Source organism: Pedobacter sp. WC2501, from assembly GCF_052682415.1.
In genome coordinates, this window is sequence record NZ_JBQZFI010000001.1 from 2,191,975 (window position 1) to 2,215,596 (window position 23,622).

The window sequence follows — 23,622 nt, forward strand, 5'->3', positions numbered from 1 at the left end:
GACCGAATATGTGCCTGTTCGCAATTAAGGTGTTTCGGAATAGCGACTACCTATAGCATCTTAACTTTTAACCATGATTTATCATAGTCCCTTATGCAAAAGTCGGAAAATTATAAAAAGTAGTCTGAATAAATCAAAATAAGCAGTGTTGTTGGATTTTATATTTGATCATGTTCTTTGATAATTTATTAAAGGATATTAAACCAAATATATCACGTTCAAAAGCGCGTTCGCAAAAGCTTATTATTATGATGTTGTCTTCCTTCGATATACTAAATCTATTTTTAAAATTTTAGAAAATCCGTCCATAAATTTAAAACTAACAAATGTGTCTATGATGATAAACAAACGCTAAAATGATGTTTACCCGCGTGCCTGTTTAACATGGGCCGACCGCTGGTTTTCACTTCTTTAAAAATAAGCTATTTAAAACGAAAGCCATGTAATTTAATCAATAAATAATAATACTTAACTAACCAAATATGGAAATAATACCAAAGTCGCCAAAAAAATGGCGCAGACTACTCACACTATTAATCTTTGGTTCGATACTTTCTACTACTCCTTTTATGAAGGCGGTGGCCAGTGCTGAAGTAAGTGCTTTGGAAAGCAAAAAAAATGATGTCAATATAAAAGGTAAAGTTACCGACCAGGCCGGTAGAGCTATCCCAGGCGCTGTGGTAAAGCACAAAGAATCTGGTAAAGTAACACAAACCGATACGCAGGGTAATTATTCGCTCAGTATTCCCGATGATAAGGGAACATTAATTTTTAGTTTTGTGGGCTTTGCTACAAAGGAGGTTGTCATCGGCGAGCAAACACAGATTAATGTTCAGCTATCGGATGATAATAAGAAACTTGATGAGGTGGTGATTGTAGGTTACGGCACGCAGAAAAAAGTTAACCTAACGGGTGCGGTAAGTACCGTTTCTTCAAAAGACCTCGATAATAGACCAATCACCCAGGCATCGCAGGCTTTGTCAGGCCTTTCGCCAGGTGTGCAGGTAAATCAGGGAGGTGGCCGCCCGGGCAGTGATGGCGCGAGGGTAATTATTAGGGGCGTAGGAACGTTCAACGCAGGTAGCAGTCCGTTAGTATTGATTGATGGGATTGCAGGTTCATTGGATGATGTAGCACCTGATAATATAGCCAGTATGACGGTGCTGAAAGATGCGGCCTCAGCAGCAATTTATGGCAACAGGGCGGCAAACGGCGTAATATTAATTACCACTAAACGCGGGCAAAAAGGAAAAACCGTAATTAGTTATAACAACTATTTTGGTTGGGAAAAAATAACGAGCTTGCCCCAGTTTGTTGATTCTTGGACTTATGCAGAACTAACCGGCGCAACCGCTGATGTGGTAGCAAAATATAAGAGTGGTTCCGATCCGGATAATTTCCCGAATGTACCCCATCTGAAAAATTTATTAAATACTGGTTCTGGTTTCCAGCAATACCACAATGTCAATGTATCAGGAGGTGAAGGTAACAACGTTTATTACCTTTCCGGTAGTTATCGCGATCATAGTGGGTTAACGGCAGAAACAAACAACAAAAGATACGATATTCAGGCCAATATTGATACCCGTATTAAAGATAATCTGAATCTTAAAACCAGTATCCTTGGTTTTTCTCAGTTTCAGACACAACCTCAGTCCAATTCGGCAGGAATAGGCGGAATTATTGGATTTTCGGTTCGTGAGCCCAATACCATTGCCGGGTTAAAATCAGACGGTACCTATGGTCGTCAGGATTTCTATTCACCCGAAGCATGGCTGGCCAGCGAAGGTTTTAATAATTTTCGTGCGAAGAATTTTTATGGAAATTCTACCCTATCCTGGGATATTATTCCGGGTTTAAACTTGAGTGGAACAGCTGGTTATCATTACTATACCAGTGTAAATACGACTTATGTGGCAGATATAAATATTGATAAGAACACCTATGTGGGGCCGAATAGCTTAAACATAGGGAATACGGATGGTAACGAGGTAACCTTGAATATGCTTTTGAAATATGTTAAAAGCTTTGGCAAAAATAATTTCTCCATTTTAGGTGGTTACCAGCAAGAGGCACACCGTGATAATTATACCAGCGCTTACCGCGATAAATTCCCAAATAATTTGCTTTATCAATTGGATGCCGGTGCGACAACTAATATGCAGAACTCCGGATCAGCAAACGAGTATGCATTTCGGTCTTATTTTGCACGTTTTAATTACGATTTTGGCGGAAAATACCTTTTTGAAGCTAATGTCCGCTACGATGGTTCATCAAGATTTGCTCCTAAAAATAGATTTGGTGTTTTTCCTGCCGTTTCTGCAGGTTGGAGACTTTCAGAAGAATCTTTTATAAAGGATAATATCAGTTGGATTAATGAATTGAAAATCAGGGCGTCTTATGGTTCCCTGGGTAATGCGAATATTTCGGATAGAAATGGTAATATTTTAAACTATCCATACCAATACACCTTTACTACAGGAACAAGGTATAATTTTGGAGGTGTTATTGCACCGGGCGCCGCTGTTACCTCTGCTGTAAATACCGATATTCAATGGGAGACAACCACCACAACCAATTTTGGGCTTGATTTTACCTTATTTAAAAATCGCCTAAGCGGTACTGTAGATGTTTATGACAGGACAGCGAAGGATATTCTGTATCTGGTTCCGGTATCCTCAACATTAGGCCTAACGCCGCCAATACAAAATGCGGGTTCCATTCAGAACAGGGGTGTTGAGCTAAGCTTAACTTACAATGCAAAAATTGGTCAGGTAAATTTAGGCGTATCTCCAAATTTTTCTTATAACAATCAAAAAGTAATCAAAATAGCGGGTGATATTCAAAGTGTAGTCCCTAATTTCTTTCTTGGGCAGCCCCTAAATCCAATTTATGGGTTTGTAGCCGATGGCCTTTTTGTTGATGCTGCAGATGTAGCCAGCTATCCTACACAGCCAAATGGAGGTGCACCTGGTAACATCAGATTCAAAGATATCAGTGGGCCAAACGGTGTTCCCGATGGAAAGGTTGATGCTACCTACGATAGAGCAATTCTGGGCAATACAAATCCAAAAACATCTTATGGGTTAAATTTAACTGCTGCTTACAAAGGATTTGATTTATCGGTATTATTTTCTGGTCTTGGTGGCTATACTGTACAGATGGGCTCATACCAGGCCTATGCCTTATACAATGGTGGAAACATTCAGCAGTGGCAATATGAAAATGCATGGACGCCACAGAACCCTGACAGAAATGCCACTTATCCCCGGATTACCAACTTAAGCCAGGGTAGTGCCAATGTGCAAACCAACTCTTACTGGAACCGCTCTGGAACTTTCTTGAGGCTAAAGAATGCGCAGATTGGCTATACTATACCAGCTAACCTGACTAAGAAAATCAGTTTGAATAAGGTGAGGATCTTCGCGGGAGGTCAAAACCTTTTCACCTTAAATGATTTTTATAAGGGATGGGACCCGGAAAACGGTCAGGGTTCAGGAGACAGTCCGAACTTCTATCCACTCACTGCCATTTATACTTTTGGGATAAATGTGAAATTGTAATCTGCTGTTGTTAGGATCATTAAATAAAACAAAATGAAAAATTATATATATAAATTAACAGTTTTGGTGGGATGTACTTTTCTGACTGTGATCGCAGGATGTAAAAAAGATTTGCTCAATACACAGCCACTTTCGTCGATATCAGATGCTACTTTCTGGAAAAAGGCTAATGATGCCACACTTGCATTAAACGGTGTATATGATAGCGGGGCCGGGTTTACAGGATATAATTTCTGGGCTGCTACATCAATGGTAAATTTAGATTTTATGGCTGGAAATGGCTCGGAAAAAGAATCTATTCCAGATAATTTTACCAATGGAACGCTAAATTCTACTTATGGCTTTGTGGGTTCCTATTATTCTCAGGCCTATTCACAAATTGGAAGGTGCAATAACTTTTTGGCCAATATCGGTCTTGTCACCATGGATCCTGCGCAAAAAGCAGTAATGGTTGGAGAGGTAAAGACAATCAGGGCATACAATTACTTCAATCTCGCTTTATATTTCGGCGATGTTCCCCTTGTACAAAAACTGTTGACGGTAGATGAGGCAAATTCTGTATCCCGCACACCTAAAGCAGAGGTTTGGACATTTTGCGAAAGTGAGCTTAAGGCTGCAGCGGCTGCACTTCCTGTTTCTGTAAGTGAAGATCGTCTAGGTCACATGACCTCTGCTTCGGCACTGGCAATTCTGGGCCGTTTACAGCTCGCTCAGAAAAAGTGGACAGAGGCGGCCACTACCTACAAAACCATTATCGATTTTAACTATTATTCAATTGATCCAAGGTATCGTGAACTTTTCTTAAATGCAGGGGAAACCAGTCGCGAAATTATCATGTCGATGCAGTACATCAGAGATACTTACAACCATGCATTGTTGCAATACCTTACTCCTGAAACCTGGGGGGGATGGCACCAGTATTCTCCCTTTAATGAACTCGTGGAAGCATATGAGTGCAAGGATGGTAAAACTATAGCGGATTCACCTTTGTTTGATAAAAATAATCCGTATAACAACCGTGACCCAAGGATGGATTTCAATATTATGATCTCTGATCGTACAAGTTTTCGTGGAAAAGTTTACTCCGCAAAGCCTGGGACAACGCTTCCTGACCGCTTGAACCAATACCCTGGCGTTTGGAGCGGATATGCTATCTATAAATTTCTTGAAGATGATCCAGCAGTGGCAACAACCAACAATACCGGTAACAATTTTCCTCTGATCAGGTATGCGGAAGTTCTACTAGGATATTTGGAAGCGAGGTTAGAATCAGGAAATGCAATAGATCAGACCTTGCTTGATGCGACTATTAACAAAGTAAGAGGAAGGGCTGCCGTGGCAATGCCAGCTGTGACCACTACTGACCCTACCGCCCTCAGAACAATTATAAGGAGAGAACGCAGAGTAGAATTTGCTTTCGAGGGGATCAGGTACTTTGATTGTTTGAGATGGGGAATTATTGGTACAGAAAATAACCAACAGTTCACAGGGATGAAGCTAACAAACGATCCTGCCAATTATAAGGATTACCCGGTAAATGCAAATGGCTACTACATTTATAGGAAGCGCAATTTTATTGTGGGTAAAAATGAGCTTTGGCCAATTCCTCAATCAGAAAGAGATTTGAATAAAAACCTCACTCAAAACCCTGGTTATTGAGTGCAGGTTTGGGGATTGTTTTATGTTTATAGATCCAAAACAAGCCGCATATCAGTAATAAAAATTAGAAACGGTTAGTTTCATAGCGTCATTCCTTTGGGAATGGCGTTTTTTTTATTGTGGGTAAAAGGGGCAAAGGATTTTGTGTATAATAGCTGTGATTAAAATCAGGATAAAATTTAAAATTGCTTTTTTACGATCGTGCATTTTTCATTACCAGACAGTACCTTTAATTTCTGAAATTGAATTTTGCATAAAGTATAATAAAACAATTGCTCGTTTAAGACCTGCTTTTGTAATCGAACCAACTAAAATTAAACCATTTATTTGCTTATTTTAACATTGTTCTTTCCTGATGTTGGTAAGCACTGTTTTAACATTTAGATTTGAGGATGAGTACAATCAAAAGATCATCATTTCTGGGTTTATCGTTATTGTTAACTGTGCTGTTTTGTGGAGCAGTACATGGTCAGGGCAGGACAGAATACCTGCTGGAAAAAAACTGGAAGTTTAGCAAAGGTGATTTTCCTGAATCCAAAAATCCTGCTTTTGATGATACCAAATGGGAAACGGTAAGTATACCTCATGATTGGGCAATAAAAGGATCTTTTGATGGGAATAACGATAGCCAAAATGTACAGATTGTACAGAACGGCGAGAAAACGGCATCATTAAAAACAGGAAGAACAGGCGGCTTGCCTTTTGTTGGTAAAGCCTGGTACCGGAATACTTTTGTTGCGCCTGCCTTTACAAAAGGGAAAAAGGCCGTTATATTAATTGATGGTGCCATGAGCTACCCCAAAGTGTTCCTGAATGGAGAAGCGGTTGGCCACTGGGCCTATGGCTACAATGCTTTCTCCATTGACGTAACCGACAAAATGAAAGTAGGTAAGAATGCACTCGCCATCAGCCTGGAAAATTTACCTGAAGCCTCACGCTGGTATCCCGGCGCTGGTTTGTACCGGAACGTGCATGTCATTATTACGGATGAGGTAAGTATCCCGGTTTGGGGCACTTATATTACCACGCCTGTAATCAACAAAGATTTTGCTCGGGTAAAGGTAAGAACTCAGGTAAGTTCACTTAGTGGCAACTACACTGCTTTGAGCCTGCAAACAACTATTGTAAACGCCAAAGGCGAAAAGGTAGCTTCGGCAACCAGGACTTTGAATGAGGGCGATTTGAACGAGTTTGAACAGGATTTATTGGTCAGAAATCCAGAGCTGTGGTCTCCTGAAACGCCAAATTTGTATTCAGCCGTAACAAAATTATATGCCGGGAATACCTTAAAAGACGAGTATACCACTACTTTTGGAATCCGTTCCATTAAATATGAAGCCCAAAAGGGCTTCTCGTTAAATGGGGTTTACCGTAAGTTTAAGGGAGTTTGCAACCACCATGATCTTGGGCCGCTTGGAGCCGCCATAAATGTCGCTGCCCTGCGCAGGCAACTTACATTATTGAAAGATATGGGTTGTGATGCCATCAGGACCTCACACAATATGCCTGCACCCGAGCTGGTAAAATTATGCGATGAAATGGGATTTATGCTCATGGTCGAATCTTTTGATGAATGGAAGGCACCAAAGGTTTTAAACGGCTACAGCCACCTTTTTGATGAGTGGGCCGAAAAAGATATCGTGAACATGATCCATGCCAACAGGAATAATCCTTCTGTGGTAATGTGGAGTATTGGAAACGAAGTGCCCGATCAATCTACCAAAGAAGGTGGTAAGATCGTAAAGTTTTTGCAGGATATATGCCACCGGGAAGATCCAACCAGGCCGGTAACTGCTGGTATGGACAGGATCAAAGATGCCCTGGAGAATAACTTTGCCTCGGTATTGGATATTCCTGGGTTTAATTATAAGCCACTTTGGTACGGAAATGCCTACACCCGCTTGCCCCAAGGTATGATTCTGGGTTCAGAAACGTCTTCTACTGTGAGTTCAAGAGGTGTGTATAAGTTCCCTGTTGTGCCTCAGAAGATGAAAATGTATGATGACAATCAAAGTTCATCATACGATCTTGAATATTGTAACTGGTCGCAAATTCCGGATGATGAATTTGTGATGCAGGATTCGCTCAAATATGTAATCGGCGAATTTGTTTGGACGGGTTTTGATTATTTGGGCGAACCAACACCTTACGATGAAAAATGGCCGTCTCACAGTTCTTATTTCGGGATTATTGATTTGGCAGGCATTCCTAAAGATCGTTTTTACCTCTACCGAAGCAAATGGAATACCGAAAAACCCACCCTGCATATTGTTCCCCACTGGACTTTCCCCGGCCGTGAAGGGCAGGTTACGCCGGTATTTGTGTACACCAGTTATCCATCAGCGGAGTTGTTTATTAACAACAAAAGCCAGGGCAGGCAAAGTAAAAATAAAACCACTAATACCAGCAGGTACCGGTTGATGTGGAACGATGTAAAATATGAGCCAGGAGAAATAAAGGTAGTTGCCTATGACGGGAATGGTAAGCCTGTTGCAGAACAAACGGTTAAAACAGCTGGCAAACCTCACCATATCCTGTTGGAATCCGATCGTAAAACCTTGGTGGCCGACGGGAAGGACCTTGCTTATATTACAGCAAGCGTGGTAGATGCTAATGGTACCTTATGCCCTGGTGCAGAGAATAGCCTGTCTTTTAAGGTTACCGGAGATGGAACCTATAAAGTGGTGGCCAATGGTGATGCGACCAGCCTGGAATTGTTTCACCTGCCAAAGATGAAGGCCTTTAAAGGCAAACTGGTTGTTACCGTTCAATCAACAGAACAGGCAGGGAAATTAAATCTGAGTGTTTCGTCTAAAGGTTTAAAAACCGCTATGCTGCCGATTCAGACGCAATAACAATAGGATTGGAAGATATTTGTTGGGAATGCATTATTTTATGAAAATCAAAGTGAATGACAGTAGAATTAATGGAAATAAATCTCCCCGAGGAACCGTCATCGGATGACGGTCTTTTTTTGGAGTCCGACTACGCTCAGACTAACGACCGCTTGCTTAACTTAATGATATTGCTCGCCTGGAATTTTATGCTAAATACATAATTAGTGAAGAAAAATTAATCCTTAACTTTCTCGTATTTATAAATTTGAGTTCTGCCACTGGCATTAAAGATACTATCTTGTTGTATATTTTTGCGGTGTTCAGTTAAATTAACATTGCTTGAACTTAAAAAGATGGCATCTTGATTCATTGAAACATTTGGATCTTTTGAATAGAAGACTGCGGGACCTTCGCTTTGGACGCGCGCCCGGTAAAGATCTCTCTTCCAACGGTAAGTGGTAATATCATCATCACTATTTTTTTTACAGCCCAATGTGATAACGAATAGCATTACAATTAAAAAGTTTTTTGCCATATTTTTTTTATTGAAAATATAGAAAAAAAAACGATTTCGCAAAGTTTTCAGGGCGGAATTTTATTAGAGTTATCAAGTAATCAGGTCTTTAACAAGTATTTTGTGAATGCTATCACCAGGTATGCTCATCCTTTATACACTTCCGATAGCGACCACAATTTGTGAAAAAATACGGAAATTGATCGCGTAATTTGCCCTATAAGCCATTGAAACGGCATTTGAAAAACAATAACTAGGAAATCGTTTTATAAAGTGTATAAACTGCCCCTAACTCTGCTTAATGTTTCGTTACGCATTCCTAAATAGCTGGCGAGATAATGAAGGGGCATCCGGTTAAAAATCTTCGGATAATTTTTCATCAATATTTCGTAACGGTCTGAAGCTTTTGGGATTCTGGCCAGATTAGCTCTTTCTGATGCTTTAAAGGATTCTATTGCCATTAATTTCCGTCCTATGATGTTGCTTTCAGGGAATCTATCGTAAAGGCTGTCTAGCAACACATAGGGAATGGCAATCAGGATACAGTTTTCCATAGCCTGAATATATTCTACAGAATATTTTTCCTGTTTAGCAGGATTGTTTATTGCACAAACAAACTCATCCTCGAGACTGATCCGCGTGGTGATATCCTTTCCTCTATGCCTGATAAAGCTCCTTAATAAGCCTTTAACGATAAAATACATACATTCATTGGCATGAAGAGGTGATAGTACAAATTTAGTTTTTTTGATGGTTAACTCATGCGCTGATCCGATGTAAGCATCCATATATTCTTGTGATATTGGAGAGTATTGTTGCAAGTAATTGAAGAGGGGAGTGAGATCTGGAGGTTGTATGATGGACATTGACTATTGTTTATTCGACAGAATTATCTGTAGTTCTTATTATTGTCAGCTAACAACATTTTTTTTACAAAAAAATCTATGTCTTTTCTTGATACGCATATCTCCAAAAACCTATAACATTGTGTCGCTGAAAAAATGATGCGTTATAAAAAATAAAAAAATAAAAAAAATCAACATAAACAAGTACCATTTTTTCCCGTTGCTTTTATAGGAATTGTTACCATATTTTGTAAATTATTTTTGTTTCTTATCTGTAAGAAATTCCGACAAAATTTGTCGATGCTGTATACGAGCACTTACTTATAGAGACTGAATCTAATTTCTGCGAAAGTAACGGGTTATTTACGTTGGCTGAAGTGTTTTTGATAAATATCAAGGCTTTTTGTTTCGAAATGATATAATCTACTAATATTATACGTGAAAGGTAGGGTAAGGTTTTGTAAATCTTGATTAAAATATCAAATACAGGTTTTGAAATTGTTTTTTAGCTTCAAGAAATGTTTTACAGTAGCCTGTTACTATTTTTAATAATGGTATTTTTCAGGTAAGTGGGTAAAGAGCGGAAATGACCAGGCTGATTATATGCTAAGACAATGTAAATAATAAGGTCATACAGGAAATGTAGTTGGAACTGGCAAAGTCTCCTGGCTAAGGATGGCCGTCGAAAATTTTTTTCAATAGGGGCTTAGATACAATTAATTGCTGCGGAGATAGTGAGTAGAGCGAGATGTTATACAAGCCTGGTCAAATAACCAGACTTGTATTATTTAAAAGCAATTTCACAAAATCAGAGTGGTATCGATAAATTAAGATGCCAACTGGCTGAACAGTCAGTATACCAAACCTGATGAAAACAGGTTGTAGCGTTTCTGGAAACCCTGTTAGATCTATTTGTAATTGCTTTGACTTTTTATGTGGAATTACGGTTCTTTTGTTATAAACAAATATTATTCAATGGTAATTAAAAACTTAAATGTAGCGGTAACTTTTTTATTGGTTTCATATTCATAAACGAGCGCCTGGCTGATTGTAAATTGATCGCCTTTAGCTACATGCTGTGGAAATTGACCCAGATCAAAACTTAATTTTGCACCATCCAGTTCTGAAAAAACTTTTGCATCAGCACCCCAATTAATTACATTTCCACTTGCATCGAACCAATGCCCATAACCATTTGCTGTTGTTTGGGCATTCAAGCTACCATTGCTTTCTACCGCGTAGAACTTTATTGTTTTATTGGCTAAACCTTCAGTAATTTTAGCAGGTAAAAGCGTAAAAGCCTGAACCAGTTTATCCTGATCAAAATTTACTGTAGTTCTGGTGTAGTTAGTTAAATCAAGCGGTATTTTAACTGGAATAGAGATGGTAACATCCTTTGGAGTTGCTCCTGGATTCACAGAAAGGTCATTTAAAAGTGTCGTATTTGTAAACTTAACCTTGTAAGGCCATTGGTCATCGTTAGTATTATCATCATCCCATGCGTGTTGTGTATAGGTTTTCGGGGCACCAGACACTACAAACCAGAGTTTACTGCAATCAGCCGGCATGGTAAAGGTTGCATTCCCATTTGTACCTTCGAACATATTGCTGTACACTCTTGTACCGTTGTTAAGCAATGCAACATAACCATATCGCCAGCCCGCCCTGGATGCATCGACCTGGTTATAGCCTGACGCATTTGCTAAACCGGTAAATTGGGCATTTAAAACAGTACCTGCTGCTGGTATTTTCAATGGCACCAGATTATATCCGGTAGTGCCTGGGCAGCGCGCATATTTTACCTGGAAACTTCCGTCTGTCAACTTATCAAACTCGTAAGGCTGCTTTCCGATATAGTCGGCCCCTAAGGTTTTTATACTTGGGATATCCCAGGTTGCAAATTTGGTTGCAGCGTCGTAAATTTCATCATTTAGCTGTTTAACATTAATGCCGGTTAAACGCATATAAGCCTCAATCGGATCTTCTGGTTTTATTGCGCCTCGCCAGATTCTTCCAATAATATCAATACCATGTTTAGATGCCCAGTAATAGTGGATAAAGTAGCTGGCATACCGCTGCCCTTCATGGTTGATATGGCGATGAGCATTATCCATATAAACCCCGAAATTGTAGGAGGTAAATGCTTCGGAAGGATAGCTTTGAAATGATTGCCATTGTGCGGTTTGTTCCCAAAACCCATTATTAGGTTTACCACCAAAACCATATCTAAATCCAGTTTGGCCGCCCTGATCGCAAAAAACCTGATATTGAAAACAGTGGCCAATTTCATGTGCAAGTACTGAACCCACAGGTTGTACGGCTTGCGGATTGATCCATAAAGCACCGATGGTATCATCGTAACCAGACCCGGTTGCGCGCCACTCATCCTGATAATATAAAAAGATAAGCATCTTATATTTATCTAGTTTTGACTTTCCAAGTTCTGCAAACTTTAGTGTATTAATGTTGATCTGATAAAAACTTTCTGCCTTTTTAAGTAATTCAACTAGGTCTACCCTATATTTTGCGGGTACATTTTGGGAACCTGGGTTATCACTACCATATTTGAGGTCCCAAAAAACAATAAAATGTTCTGATTGACTACTTCTTGCATAACTCCATGCGCTATTTTTATTGTTAAAATCCATTTCTTTATATTCATTTGGAATATAAATAGATAGTGTATCCTTCCCCTTCAAAGGTGTAGTGGAAATTTCTTCAACTGGTTTATTTTTTTTGCAGCCAGTAAAGATAAACATAGGTGAAAGCAGTAGTAAAAAAAATGCTAATTTCATAAGCCCAAGGGGCTTGTACAGGTCTGTTTTTAGTTTCATATAAGTTATAGGTTGTTTACTCAAACATAAGTAATAATACAAGGTTGTATTCTTGTATTTTACCAATTAATAACCTGATATTGACATTGTTATGATTTTTTTTGACCTATTTATTATTAAAAAGGCCGTCATTGCGAGGAGGAACGACGAAGCAATCTATCATGCTCGTGATTCTTGCTCGTCGGCTGAAAAAGCCTTCTTGTATCCAATAGCTATCGTATGACGGCCGTACTGATAGATTCTGTCTATGATAGCGTAATGGATTGCTTTTATTATTTCGATTTGAGTATTTCCCTAATTGCTTATTTTAAGGTCACATCCAGGTAAACAGAATGACGGCCGTATGTTTCATAAAATGGTTTAAAAACAACATTGTCAATCGTGAATCTTAGCTGTTGTGGATCGCCTTTAATGGTTTTGCTAATGTCCTGTGCATTTAAGGTGATTTTACGCCATTCTTTTCTTGCTTCCGGCTCTTGCGCAGCAAGTAGTATGGGGCCGTAAAATAAGCTCGCTATGTTCTGCTGGTCCATAACCGGATCAAGGTGGAATTGGAATGGCATTTTTAATTCTATCATATCGCCATCTTTCCAATTACGGCTAATTTTCAGGTAACTGCCCGGGCTAGCCACAAGCTTTTGTTCTTTTCCATTAATTTTTACAAAAAAGCCTTTAGTTGCCCACCCCGGTACCCGCACATTGAGGTCAAATTTTCCACTCCCTTTAATCGTCAGTTTGGTGTGGTCTTCTTTTGGGAAATCTGTTGTTTGTTCTATTCTTATATTGCGCGCTTTCCAGTCTAGTGTAGAAGGGATATACAGGTTCACGTAAAGCGCCTGGTTATCCTTGCTTTTAAAATAAATCGAATTTTGTAGCTTGGTACTGCTCTCTAATGCTGTACCATTACAGCAGGTAAAGCCTTTCATGTCCGGATTGCTAAATTGTTTAACAGAACCTGGTCTTAGCGGAACGTGATAAGTATTTGCCGGACTTTTTTCGGCAACTGATGCCAGGATATGATTGTACAGGCCACGTTCATAATAATCCATTAACTCTGCCTTTTGATCGAAGAGGAACAGATCGCCCGTTAACTTAAGCATATTGTAGGTAGCACAGGTTTCATTCTGGCCCCCTTCAGAGAAACCATTTTCGTACAAGGTTGATGGCTGGGCAGTAAAACACTCTGCATTAGCCGGATTACGTGCACCTGCAACGCCTCCGATACTATACATGTATTCATTCACCATTTTGTGCCAAAAATTATCTGCCACTTTGTAATACTCAGGATTGTTGGCAACACGATACATTTCTATACTTCCCACCACCTGTGGGATGTGTTGATTGGCATGCAACCCACGGAAATTGTCGACATTTTTCGCCAGGCCATTCGAATGTGCGGTATCGCCAAAGAATACTTTAATATTATCAAATAATTGTGCTGTTTTAAGGTAGCGCTGTTCGCCAGTAATGCTGTACATCCGGGCCATCGACTCGTTCATTCCGCCATACTCACCGGCAATGTAGGTGTTCCACATCTTGATGAGCGTTTCTTGTGGCAACTGGCTTAAACGGGCATATACCCAGTCACTCATGTTTTGCGCTATTTCGAGGGCTTTTTTATTGCCACTTACTTCGTAAACATCAATTAAGCCTGCCAGGATTTTATGCAAAGTATAATAAGGTGCCCAGATCTGGTTATTCTGCCCGCCGTATTTAGCGCCTTTTTCCAGCATGATAAATTGATCGGGAGGGTAAGCGCTGATAAACCCTTTTCCCCAGTTCCAGTAATCGGTGCGGATGCCCTTATCGCTAAGGTCTGAATCAAAATCCGATTTTCCGGGTCCATGCGGAACAGCTGTAGGATCGGATACATAGGGGCTGCCAGGGTTTTGTGGCTTTCCTGATAACATCGACAATTCGTAAAGTGTATTGACCATATCGTCAATCTTTTTAGCGAAATTAGCGTGGAGTGCCTTATCATAACCTGTACTGGCATAAGCCTGTGCAATGGCAGAAAGGTAATGGCCTGTAGCATGCCCTCTTAATTTAGTATCCTGACTATCCCATACACCTAAGGGTTCTGCACCTTGAGGTTGTTTTTGACCAAAAGCGTGGCGAAACATATACAAAAAGGAATTTGGATCGGTTTGAGCTAATGTTCTAATAAATTTATCACGGTTTTCGATAAATTTAGTTTCGTGTCCATGCGCATCGGTTTTAAGTGAAACCTGGTCCAGATGAAAAGCCTCCAGATTTGAAACCGGGGTGATCTGCTCTTTTGACGCATTTATGGTAACAAATGCCTTTGGTTTAAAATCTGTTCCGGAAACCCGTCCGGTTACAGTATATTTTCCTGGTTTGAGAACAGTCGTATTGTCTATGTCAGAAGGCCACAATACCCGTACTTTTGGGCCTTTCAATCCGTTCTTGTAAGTCCCTGGAAGGTAAACTGGTAATCGCGGTAAATTCCCAACTGCTGTTTCTATTTCAATATCCGCAACCTGCGTGAGGTAAGTATTGTAAAGCTGTGCCTTGTCTTTGTTAAAGCGTGGAAGATCGTCCTCGCTTTTACCGACATTCACTGCAGTCTGCTGCGTGCCTTTCTGTGAATTGTTGTAAATCCCGGCAATCTGTCTGCCGGTAAGGGGAATACGATAAATGCGGAAATCGTGCAACAAGGCATTAAGATAAGGCGCATCTGGCAACATCGATTTTCCGATATAGAGCAGTTTTTTGTCTTTTGATTGCTGATCAAACACGGCCGTTAGTTCTTGTGTGATATCTTTTGCTTCGGCTACAGGCTTGCCATTTACATAAGTGTTCATTGATTTTGAAGGCGCATCAATGACTACCGTAAGATAGACCCACTTGTTCATTTCGATGGCTGCAGAAACTGCTTCCTTGCTGTTGCGCTCATTCGCTTTTAGCTGCGCCAGAAAGCCTTTCTGGGTTTTTGTGCCTAGTGGTGCTGCAAAAAAATGTTTGCCGGCATCCTTTCCAAAATCAAAAAGCGATTGCCCAACCAGGCCCGACCGTAGGTAGATCCATCCGGATATGCTGAGCGATTCAACATCCGCCAGTACCTCTGATGGGATTGTAACAAAGGAATTGTCGTTCCCGGAAAGCGATAAAACCTTTCCAAAACGATTATCATTAACAAACTCAGGGTTGGAGCCCTGAAATTTGGCATGCAGGTTATTTCTTGACCAGTCTTTTAAATCTCCATTAAAGATATAGCGTGCACTCATTCCAGTTTCACCGATGCCATCAAGTATCTGATCACCATTTTGTGCCAGAGCTGTGTTACTTGCCGCTATAAAAACAGCAAGATATAGAATGGAGCGGAGCGCTTTGTAAATTTTCATATTTAATCTATTGTCAATAATGAGGTTGTATCATAAAATAAGTTTCCCTGAGCGTTGTTACCCTGCGCTAAACCTTTACTGAGTTTGACGATGAATCGAAATGCCTCAGGTGGTATTATGGCAGGTTTATAAAGCTAGCGATGACAATTCTATATGATGATGCTCCCCGTAAATGTATCTGTCTATGCTATTTTAGTTCATAAGGTTTTTTGCCCATCACCTTAATGGAGTTTAAAAGGCTATTTCCTAAAGATAAAATTAAGCAAAAGGAGTAAGGTATAAAGCACTATAAATTGCAGGTATTGTGCATATTTTAACCTTATTTTATGCCAGGGATCCAAAATTATTACCAATACGATATGAATTGATTCACTTTGATCTTTTTTGTATCGTATTATTCAGACTGCTATTCCCAGATACAAAAGGTTAAAATATTGATACTTTACATTAATATACAACGGTAATCTGGGGTTTACTTAGTCTATATTTACATGCAGACCTATACAGCCGTTTCCTAAAATTTGAGGAATACTTAACCATGAAGAAAAAATATCTAAAGCCATTCATTTTATTTCTAATTTGCTCTACTTTTCAAATAGTGCTGGCGCAATCTGCAAAGGAGGCTGTGGTACCTGGAAATCCAATTATACCGGGTTATTTTGCAGATCCAACGGTAAAGAAGTTCGGAGATACCTATTACATATATGCTACAACAGATGGTAACGGTGGTGGTTTCGGTCCTTCTCAGGTATGGACATCTAAAGATTTTGTGAATTGGACCATGCAGGATATGAACTGGCCAACCACGCACTACTACTGGGCGCCGGATGTAACCCAGGGTGCTGATAGTAAATACTATCTGTATTACTGCCAGCCTGTTGAAATTTTTGGTGCTTCATCTGATACTCCTGTTGGTCCCTGGACATCGCTATTGCCTAAAGGTAAACCGATTGTATCTAATTTTATGGTGCCAAATGTGATTACGCTTGATGGACAGACTTTTAAGGATGATGATGGCCAGTATTATATGTATTGGGGCACCTGGGGCATTTATCCCAACCATGGTTGTGGTGTTGGTCTTTTAAATAAAGATATGAAATCCTTTTCCAGGCTGGCGCAGATTCCCAATACTGATGCAAAAGAGTTTTTCGAAGCACCCTTTGTGTTTAAAAGAAAAGGAATTTATTATTTGACCTATTCCTCTGGTTATTGTGAGGATGGCACTTATAGGGTTCAATATGCAACCGCAACCAACCCGATGGGGCCTTTTAAATATGCCACTAATAACCCGATTTTATCTACAAATAAAGACGGAACGGTGCACGGGCCAGGGCACCAATCTGTATTGCAACAGGGTGATGATTTTTATCTGGTTTATCACCGGCATAATAATCCGCATAATGATGGCGGTTACCACAGGCAGGTTGCAGTTGATAAAATGCTGTTTGATGATGAAGGGAATATATTGAAGATTTTACCTACACATACCGGAATCGGTTATCTGGCGAAAAATGCCAATCCACATCCAAATTTAGCACAAGGTAAAAAAGTGTCCGCATCCTCCACCTATGATGAAAATTTTAAAGCAGAATTTGCCTTTGATGATGACAACGGAACATTATGGAAAGGCAAAAGCAATGTAGGGCCTGCCTGGGTGCAGGTAGATTTGGGAAAAACAGAACATGTTAAAAGTATCCATACGCAGTTTGAATACGCCACCTGGTACTATCAATATAAGATCATGTATTCGGTTGACGGGAAAACATGGAGAATTTATGCCGATCGCAGTAGAAATACACAACACGGCAGCCCGATGATTGATTTCGGGAATATTAAGGCGAGGTATCTCCGTACAATGGTTTTACAGACTGAATATCCGGGATTGAATAAAGCGATATGGAATATTAAGGTTTTCGATGATGCGGAATATCATCCGGTAATGAATACCAGAATTAAAAAATGGCAACCTTTAAAAGCTTTTGAACCAAAAGGTTTATTGGTAGACCTGGCATTAGATAATCTCCGTACAGGCGCCGTTGTAGCAAACGTTCAAAATAAAGGGAAGTTGGGAGGACATTTTGTGGCTGGTGGAATAACTAAACCCATTACCTCCATGATCGGAGGCAAAAAAGCATTAATTTTTACTGGTCAGGAGCGCTTATCTTCATCAGTTCCTGCACCACAGTCTCTGCTTGGAAACAGCAGTTTTAGTGTAAATATGTGGGTTTTAAATCCAGAGATTGATAAAGAAGAAACCATTATTTCGTGGACAGGGAGGGGAGGGGTTAATTTAAGTAATGCGGCCGTTGGTTATGGGAATAGTAAAACTGCCGGTGCAATAACCCACCTGGGATGGGCAGATTTAGGATACAAGCATTTACCAAAGGCTAATGAATGGCATCTGATCAGCATTGTTTTTGATGGTACAATGGAGCACATCTATGTTGACGGAGAATTGGATAGGAGCGAAAGAAGGATGCTTTTTATCAATAAGCTCAAACATTTTCTCATCGGCGGAAATGAAGATGGAAGCGCAGGATTTTCAGGTGCATTGGCTTCATTAAAAATTTATGATGTGCCGCTAAGCCATGAAGAAATTAAAGCAGCCTATAAAAAAGGGCTGCGCAATAATACCGTGCTGCAGGTAGAGGCGAAAAATCTAGACTATGGCAGTTTAGATAAATGGACCAACAACGGGGCTGCTTTGGGGGCAATTGTAAGTAGGGGAAAGGCAGAAGTTGCTGATGTAAATGGGAAAATAGCGGTGGTGTTGCACAGTAAGGGTAAATTGCTTCTTAGCAATGAAATGGCTGAAACACCAGATTTTTCAAAACCTTTTAGCGCCATTTTTTCATTGTATTCGCAAGCCGGATCAAAAACAGATTTATTTTTTGGCAAAGGAGATAAATCGGCCAGGATAACAGGTACCGGAAAGTGGGAGCAGGTGATCTGTACTTATTTTAAAGGGAAATTTAAGGTTTTTATAAATGGTAAACTAGCCGGAAATATTGATGCCCCTAAAAGGCAAAAAGATCAGCTTATTTTAATCGGATCTGCAACAGAAGGGGCATCAATAGCCATATCTTCAATTTCTGTGTTTAATTATGGTCTTGATGATCGCAGTTGCGTGCAGGAATTTGATTTTTGGAAACAGACACTAAATAACCACCTTAAAAATGCATCATTCGCTTCTAAACCATCAGCTATTACGCCAAATATGGTTGATATGGCTGCGGATAAACCAGCTTTGCCGGGTACCAATTTTGAGTACCTTTTTGAACGTGATGGGGATGAAAATGCCCAAAAATGGTTAAGGTCTTCAGATTATACTGATTTTACTGTTAGGCCAGAAAAGCGTTATACTTATACTATAAAGGTTAGAGATAACTTTGGTAATGTTACCCAAACCTCCTTGCCTTCCGTTGTTACAACAGATTCTGCACTTTTTGTAATCAGAAAGCAAAATGGAACGGCGTTATCGGTTCCGGCAAGTGCAGATGGTTTGAAAGGAACTTCCTGGGACGGTTTGATGGGAAATGCGGATACCGTTGCCCAGCATTCAGGGGTATTGAAGTTGGTCTCGCACAATACATTTTGGGATGGATCAATGGCAACAGGGCCATTTGCTTACAACAAAGTGGAAGGCGATTTTACTGCCGAGGTGGTGCTGTCGGATATGTTAGGGCTGAACCAAAAGAAAGCTTATGGGGCAAATGAGGCCGGTATAATGGTTAAAGAACCATCAAGTAGGGCAAAGCTTGTGCAAAATGGTGTTATGCCAGGCTGGGGTGTCGGAAACATTGTTACTGACTTTAATTCCGGGGAACGCAAACAGTTGAATAACCTAGCGGGATGGGCTTTTTATCGTCATTTACAAATACGAAGGCAGGGAAATCTATTTTTTATGCGTGGCAGCCATGATGGAAAGGCCTGGGTAAATCTTCCCGGCAGTCCGATCAAAAGAGATGATATGAATAGCAGAGTTTTAGAAGTGGGCGTTTATCATGCTACCTATGGTGATATTTCTGGTTATGCATCATTCAGTGATTTTAAGATCATCCAAAAGAAATAAAAGAGAAAAATAAATAATTGTTATTGAGAATGGCTGACCAAATTTGTCGTTAAGTTAAGCGCCGCGGTTCGTCAGTCTGAGCGTAGTCGAAGACTCCTTGAGATTTTGATAAATTGCAAATAAATGTCCTTCGAATACGATACCATAGACTGACTCTATAAAAAAAAGGTCGTCATTGCGAGGAGGAACGACGAAGCAATCTATCATGCTAGTAACCCTTGCTATAAAGATTGCCTCGTCGGCTGAAAAAGCCTTCTTATAATGACGTTTATGTAAACAACTGATATTTAGTGTTATTTTTTGACCATATAAGACATTTAAGGATCATATAAGCTTACATGTTCTTATATGGTGTAAAAACCTAAAGGATTATTTAATGAATTAGATGTTATTAGGTATCTAAGGTGGTTAATTAAACTGCGTACTATTTAATTAACCACCTTAGACATCTTATCCCACTTGAGTTTTGCAGGATGCAAAATCTTAAACCTAATACGTTAGAAAGCGCATATAGGAAGTCATTCCTGTTTTTTTTAGGCCATAGACCTGATGGTTACTCGCAATGACGATCCCTTGGGGAGATTTATCCCTTAACTTAATGAGATTGTCTGAAGGCTCTGAGAAGCAAAATCTTTTAAATTGATATATAACTTGGTCCAAAGATCTCTCCACTCTGCGTTGCTCCAATCGAGATGACTACCACTCTATTGAAATCTGTTAATGAAAGCCTTAAAATGGCCATGTCGTAAACAAAAAACCCAGGGCGCTTTTACACGACCTGGGCCTCATCATTGTTAACTTAACTAACTAAGGTTTCTTCGTAACTGTGGGTATTTGGATCGCTACGGTATAGCTGCCTGCTGCTAAAGCCTTGAAACCAAAAAAAACTGGATTAGCATTTCTATTCTCTACAGTAAATCTGGCGGGGATCCGGTAATAATTTCCGGTTCCGTTGGCGCCATCTTTAATCGGAAAGCCGTTAGGAAGATCAAGAAACTCCCATTCTAATGCAGAGGATGTTCTCACAAGTGGAAAATAGGGGTTCATCTGAGAAAAGTTACCTCTATCGCCTCTGGTAGTCACCTGTCCGGCAGAAGCATCAAAAGCCACACCATTTTTGTCCAAAAATACAAATCTGATCTTATTAGGGCCTTTATTGTCGTAAGTAACGGTTATGGGTAGGTTTATCCTGTCGCTGAAGCCTGTTTCAGCATCCGGATCAGAGGTGGTCACAAATGCGCCAGCGTCGAGGGCAAAATACGTCTTTGGCAATAGCTGTATCCTGCATGCATTTAAAATCTGGCGGGTACCTTTGATGTTGCTTACCTCCACATCAATTACATAATTGCCGGTAGCAACAAATGCTGTTGCCTGGGAGAGTGATATTCTTCCCCCAATCTCACTCACCTCCAGGGGTAAAGCAGGTTTAAGTACAATTTTTTTGTTTACTAAAGCAACGGTTGAATCGGCACTGGTAATCTGACCAAGAAACTGTTTAATGGTAAACTCTTTTGTCATTTCGGGGGCTGGTTGCCCGGTATCTGAGTTCCTAACGGCAAGAAGTTTAACCTTTACCGGTCCGGTGGTTCCGTCTAATTCAATCGAGTTAGAATTTGTTACATTTCCCTGGGTAGCAATTAAAGGGTTTGGACTGTAAAACATATAGTCGCTGATGAAACCCTTTTCCACCTTTTTACAGCCAAAAAAAATGCCGGTCAAAGTTAGCGCAGATATGGATGAAATTAATAATATTTTCTTCATGATTTTTACCTGTTATGATTCCACGTTAGAATCTGATGAATGTATGGTTGTTGCTCAGCACATGTAGCATGCCGCCAGATGATGGTTCTATATCGGTGGTCTGGCATTGTGCTTTAAGGTCTACGTTTGGATCATTGGGTTGTGCAGTTGCATTTGGCGGATCCAGACTCCCCCTTACCCTGATGTAATAAAGATAATATATCGGTGCTGATGACCAGGATTCAGAAGGTTTTGGTTGAAGAATGCGTTGTACCGCCGTTTTTGTATTCGCTGCATTACTCACAATGGTCGCCTGTAAAGGTGTTGTTATTAACGCTATCCTTGATTTGGAGATGTACATCCTGAGCGAATCTGCGCTAATATCCTTATACATATCGGCCAGGCCATAGTTATTGTTTTCATTAATAAGTCTAACAGAATCTCTTTTTATTTTCAGATAGCTGTTGATGGAGTAGTTGGTCGGGGCAAAAAAAGTTGCTGCGCCATTTACTTCCTGCTTCATGTTGTAATGATCAATCACCATAATCAGCGTATCAAACAAGTGGTACTTGTGCTGTTTAAGATAATCGTAGGTTGTTAATGGGGTTTTGGCGGTACTTAATCCGCCATCTGTCAGGTATTCACTTTTCTTGCAGCTTGTAAAATAGGCAAGCCCCAGACAGCATATTATGAAATAGAATATTTTATTTTTCATTATTTTACATCTTTGAGCTCCAGAATGGAGTTTGGGTTAACTTTTTGTTTATAATCATTAACGCTGGGTCTATTGGCCAATAATATTTGCCTGCATCGAAGTCACCTTTGTTCATCTTGTCATCACCGAATTTAATAGTACCGGTTTTTCTACCGAGTCTAACCAGGTCGTAAAAACGGTGTCCTTCCATGAACAGCTCTCTTCCACGCTCATTTATAATGGCTTCAAACAAGTTGGCATTATCGCCATTCCAGGCACCCGCACCCGCTATGCCCCTTACTTCGTTTAGTATGGCCCTGGATTCATCAAACTGGTTTAATGCTGCAAGTGCTTCGGCCTTTAAAAGTTTTATATCTGCAAGCCTAAAAATAATGATGTTATTATGGGCTACCGGAATAATGACGTTTTGCCCGTTAATATAAGTGATATTCGAATACTTGATGCAGATCGGGTCTGTTGAATTGGTCAATGCAAAGGCTTTTGAATACCGTTTATCGTTAAGATCATCGAAAAGGTTCTTTAACGTAGTGGTATTAAGCGAAAAAACAGCATTTCCGGTATTTGTTGTTAAATAAGGGCTTTTTAATGTGTATTTTGCTATGTTATTTACATTTCCTTCATTTTCATCGCTTTGAGCAATCTCAAAAATGCCCTCATTAGATTTGCCTTTGTATATGTCAAGATAACTATCTCTGCTTACATACTGATAAAAGTTTTGGTCGATAATCTTGCTGGTTGTCAGATTACAGTTTTGGTAATCGCCCTGCCAGGCATAAATGTGTGCCAGAAGGGCATAAGCCGAACCTTTATTTGCCCTTACCGCTCTATTTGCAGAATTCTCATAATCCCAGTTCAAAAGGCTTATTGCCATGTTAACATCGCTTAAACACTGCGCTAACACTTCAGCTGCCTTATTGCGTGGTACATCTACTGCATCTGTAATCACTGCGGTTTGCGTAACCAGGGGAACATCTCCCCAGATTCTGGTCATGTAGAAATAATTGAAAGCCCTTAAAAAATAGGCTTCGCCTAACAGGTTGTTTTTTGATGTAGCTGAGGAAAATTTATCATCTGGTATTGTGGGGATAAATTTGATACATCTGTTGGCCTGGTCTATGGCGCTATAAAAGCTATCATATCTTCTCATTTGCATCATTGGATCTCCGGTATCTGAAGTAGCAACAGCTATAGACCACTTGATCGAAGCAATGTTGTCGAACCGATAAAAATTTGCGGCAGAGAATTCATCAGTTGGCAGATCTCCGTAGGCATAAAATGCAAGTCCGTTAGCCTTATTCAAGGTTTTTCTCAAGAGTGCGTAACCTCCTGCTATACCTTTGTCTGCATCGTTTTCATTTTTCCAGAAAGTAAGGTCGGTAGATACGCTAATGGGTTTCTCATCAAGAAATTTCTTGCATGAAGTAGCCATGCATAATCCTATTGCACAGCATATGTATATTGTTAGTCTTTTCATTGTA

The 23,622-nt window shown here is 40.0% G+C and carries 11 protein-coding genes; 4 read left to right on the plus strand and 7 right to left on the minus strand.

Going from position 1 to position 23,622, the window contains the following annotated elements:
• Window positions 1-482 precede the first annotated feature (482 nt).
• The 3 genes from ACUN24_RS09570 (at window position 483) to galB (ending at window position 8,077) form a co-directional block, all read left to right on the plus strand.
• Window positions 483-3,563, plus strand: coding sequence for a SusC/RagA family TonB-linked outer membrane protein (locus tag ACUN24_RS09570; protein WP_445562289.1), 3,081 nt, complete (start codon window positions 483-485; stop codon window positions 3,561-3,563).
• 33 nt (window positions 3,564-3,596) lie between these two features.
• Entirely contained in the window at window positions 3,597-5,222 is a 1,626-nt protein-coding gene (locus ACUN24_RS09575) for a RagB/SusD family nutrient uptake outer membrane protein (protein WP_445562290.1), read from the plus strand.
• A 392-nt stretch (window positions 5,223-5,614) separates the two neighbouring features.
• Window positions 5,615-8,077 carry a beta-galactosidase GalB gene (gene galB / locus ACUN24_RS09580; RefSeq protein WP_445562291.1) on the plus strand — a complete coding sequence of 821 codons (2,463 nt, stop codon included), beginning with the start codon at window positions 5,615-5,617 and terminating at the stop codon, window positions 8,075-8,077.
• A gap of 217 nt (window positions 8,078-8,294) precedes the next feature.
• Here the strand turns inward: galB and ACUN24_RS09585 are convergent, their stop codons facing one another.
• The 4 genes from ACUN24_RS09585 to ACUN24_RS09600 form a co-directional block, all read right to left on the minus strand.
• Window positions 8,295-8,594, minus strand: a complete 300-nt coding sequence (locus ACUN24_RS09585; RefSeq protein ID WP_445562292.1) for a hypothetical protein — start codon at window positions 8,592-8,594, stop codon at window positions 8,295-8,297.
• A gap of 245 nt (window positions 8,595-8,839) precedes the next feature.
• Complete coding sequence (locus tag ACUN24_RS09590; RefSeq protein WP_445562293.1) at window positions 8,840-9,439, minus strand: Crp/Fnr family transcriptional regulator; 600 nt, start codon at window positions 9,437-9,439, stop codon at window positions 8,840-8,842.
• A gap of 947 nt (window positions 9,440-10,386) precedes the next feature.
• Window positions 10,387-12,213 (minus strand): DUF4859 domain-containing protein, encoded by a 1,827-nt coding sequence (locus ACUN24_RS09595; protein WP_445562294.1) that lies wholly within the window; start codon window positions 12,211-12,213, stop codon window positions 10,387-10,389.
• Between the two features lie 341 nt (window positions 12,214-12,554).
• The gene (locus ACUN24_RS09600; protein WP_445562295.1) at window positions 12,555-15,617 is read right to left on the minus strand and encodes a beta-L-arabinofuranosidase domain-containing protein; all 3,063 of its coding nucleotides are present in this window, start codon (window positions 15,615-15,617) and stop codon (window positions 12,555-12,557) included.
• A gap of 538 nt (window positions 15,618-16,155) precedes the next feature.
• On the opposite strand from ACUN24_RS09600, the gene ACUN24_RS09605 reads away from it, so the two are divergent.
• Entirely contained in the window at window positions 16,156-19,689 is a 3,534-nt protein-coding gene (locus tag ACUN24_RS09605) for a family 43 glycosylhydrolase (RefSeq protein WP_445562296.1), read from the plus strand.
• A gap of 807 nt (window positions 19,690-20,496) precedes the next feature.
• Here the strand turns inward: ACUN24_RS09605 and ACUN24_RS09610 are convergent.
• The 3 genes from ACUN24_RS09610 to ACUN24_RS09620 are packed head-to-tail and all read right to left on the minus strand — an operon-like array spanning window position 20,497 to window position 23,618.
• Window positions 20,497-21,450, minus strand: a complete 954-nt coding sequence (locus ACUN24_RS09610) for a hypothetical protein (RefSeq protein ID WP_132400343.1) — start codon at window positions 21,448-21,450, stop codon at window positions 20,497-20,499.
• A 25-nt stretch (window positions 21,451-21,475) separates the two neighbouring features.
• Window positions 21,476-22,144: a hypothetical protein gene (locus tag ACUN24_RS09615; RefSeq protein WP_445562297.1), complete on the minus strand. Its 669-nt coding sequence runs from the start codon at window positions 22,142-22,144 to the stop codon at window positions 21,476-21,478.
• A 4-nt stretch (window positions 22,145-22,148) separates the two neighbouring features.
• Window positions 22,149-23,618: a RagB/SusD family nutrient uptake outer membrane protein gene (locus tag ACUN24_RS09620; RefSeq protein ID WP_445562298.1), complete on the minus strand. Its 1,470-nt coding sequence runs from the start codon at window positions 23,616-23,618 to the stop codon at window positions 22,149-22,151.
• Window positions 23,619-23,622 lie beyond the last annotated feature (4 nt).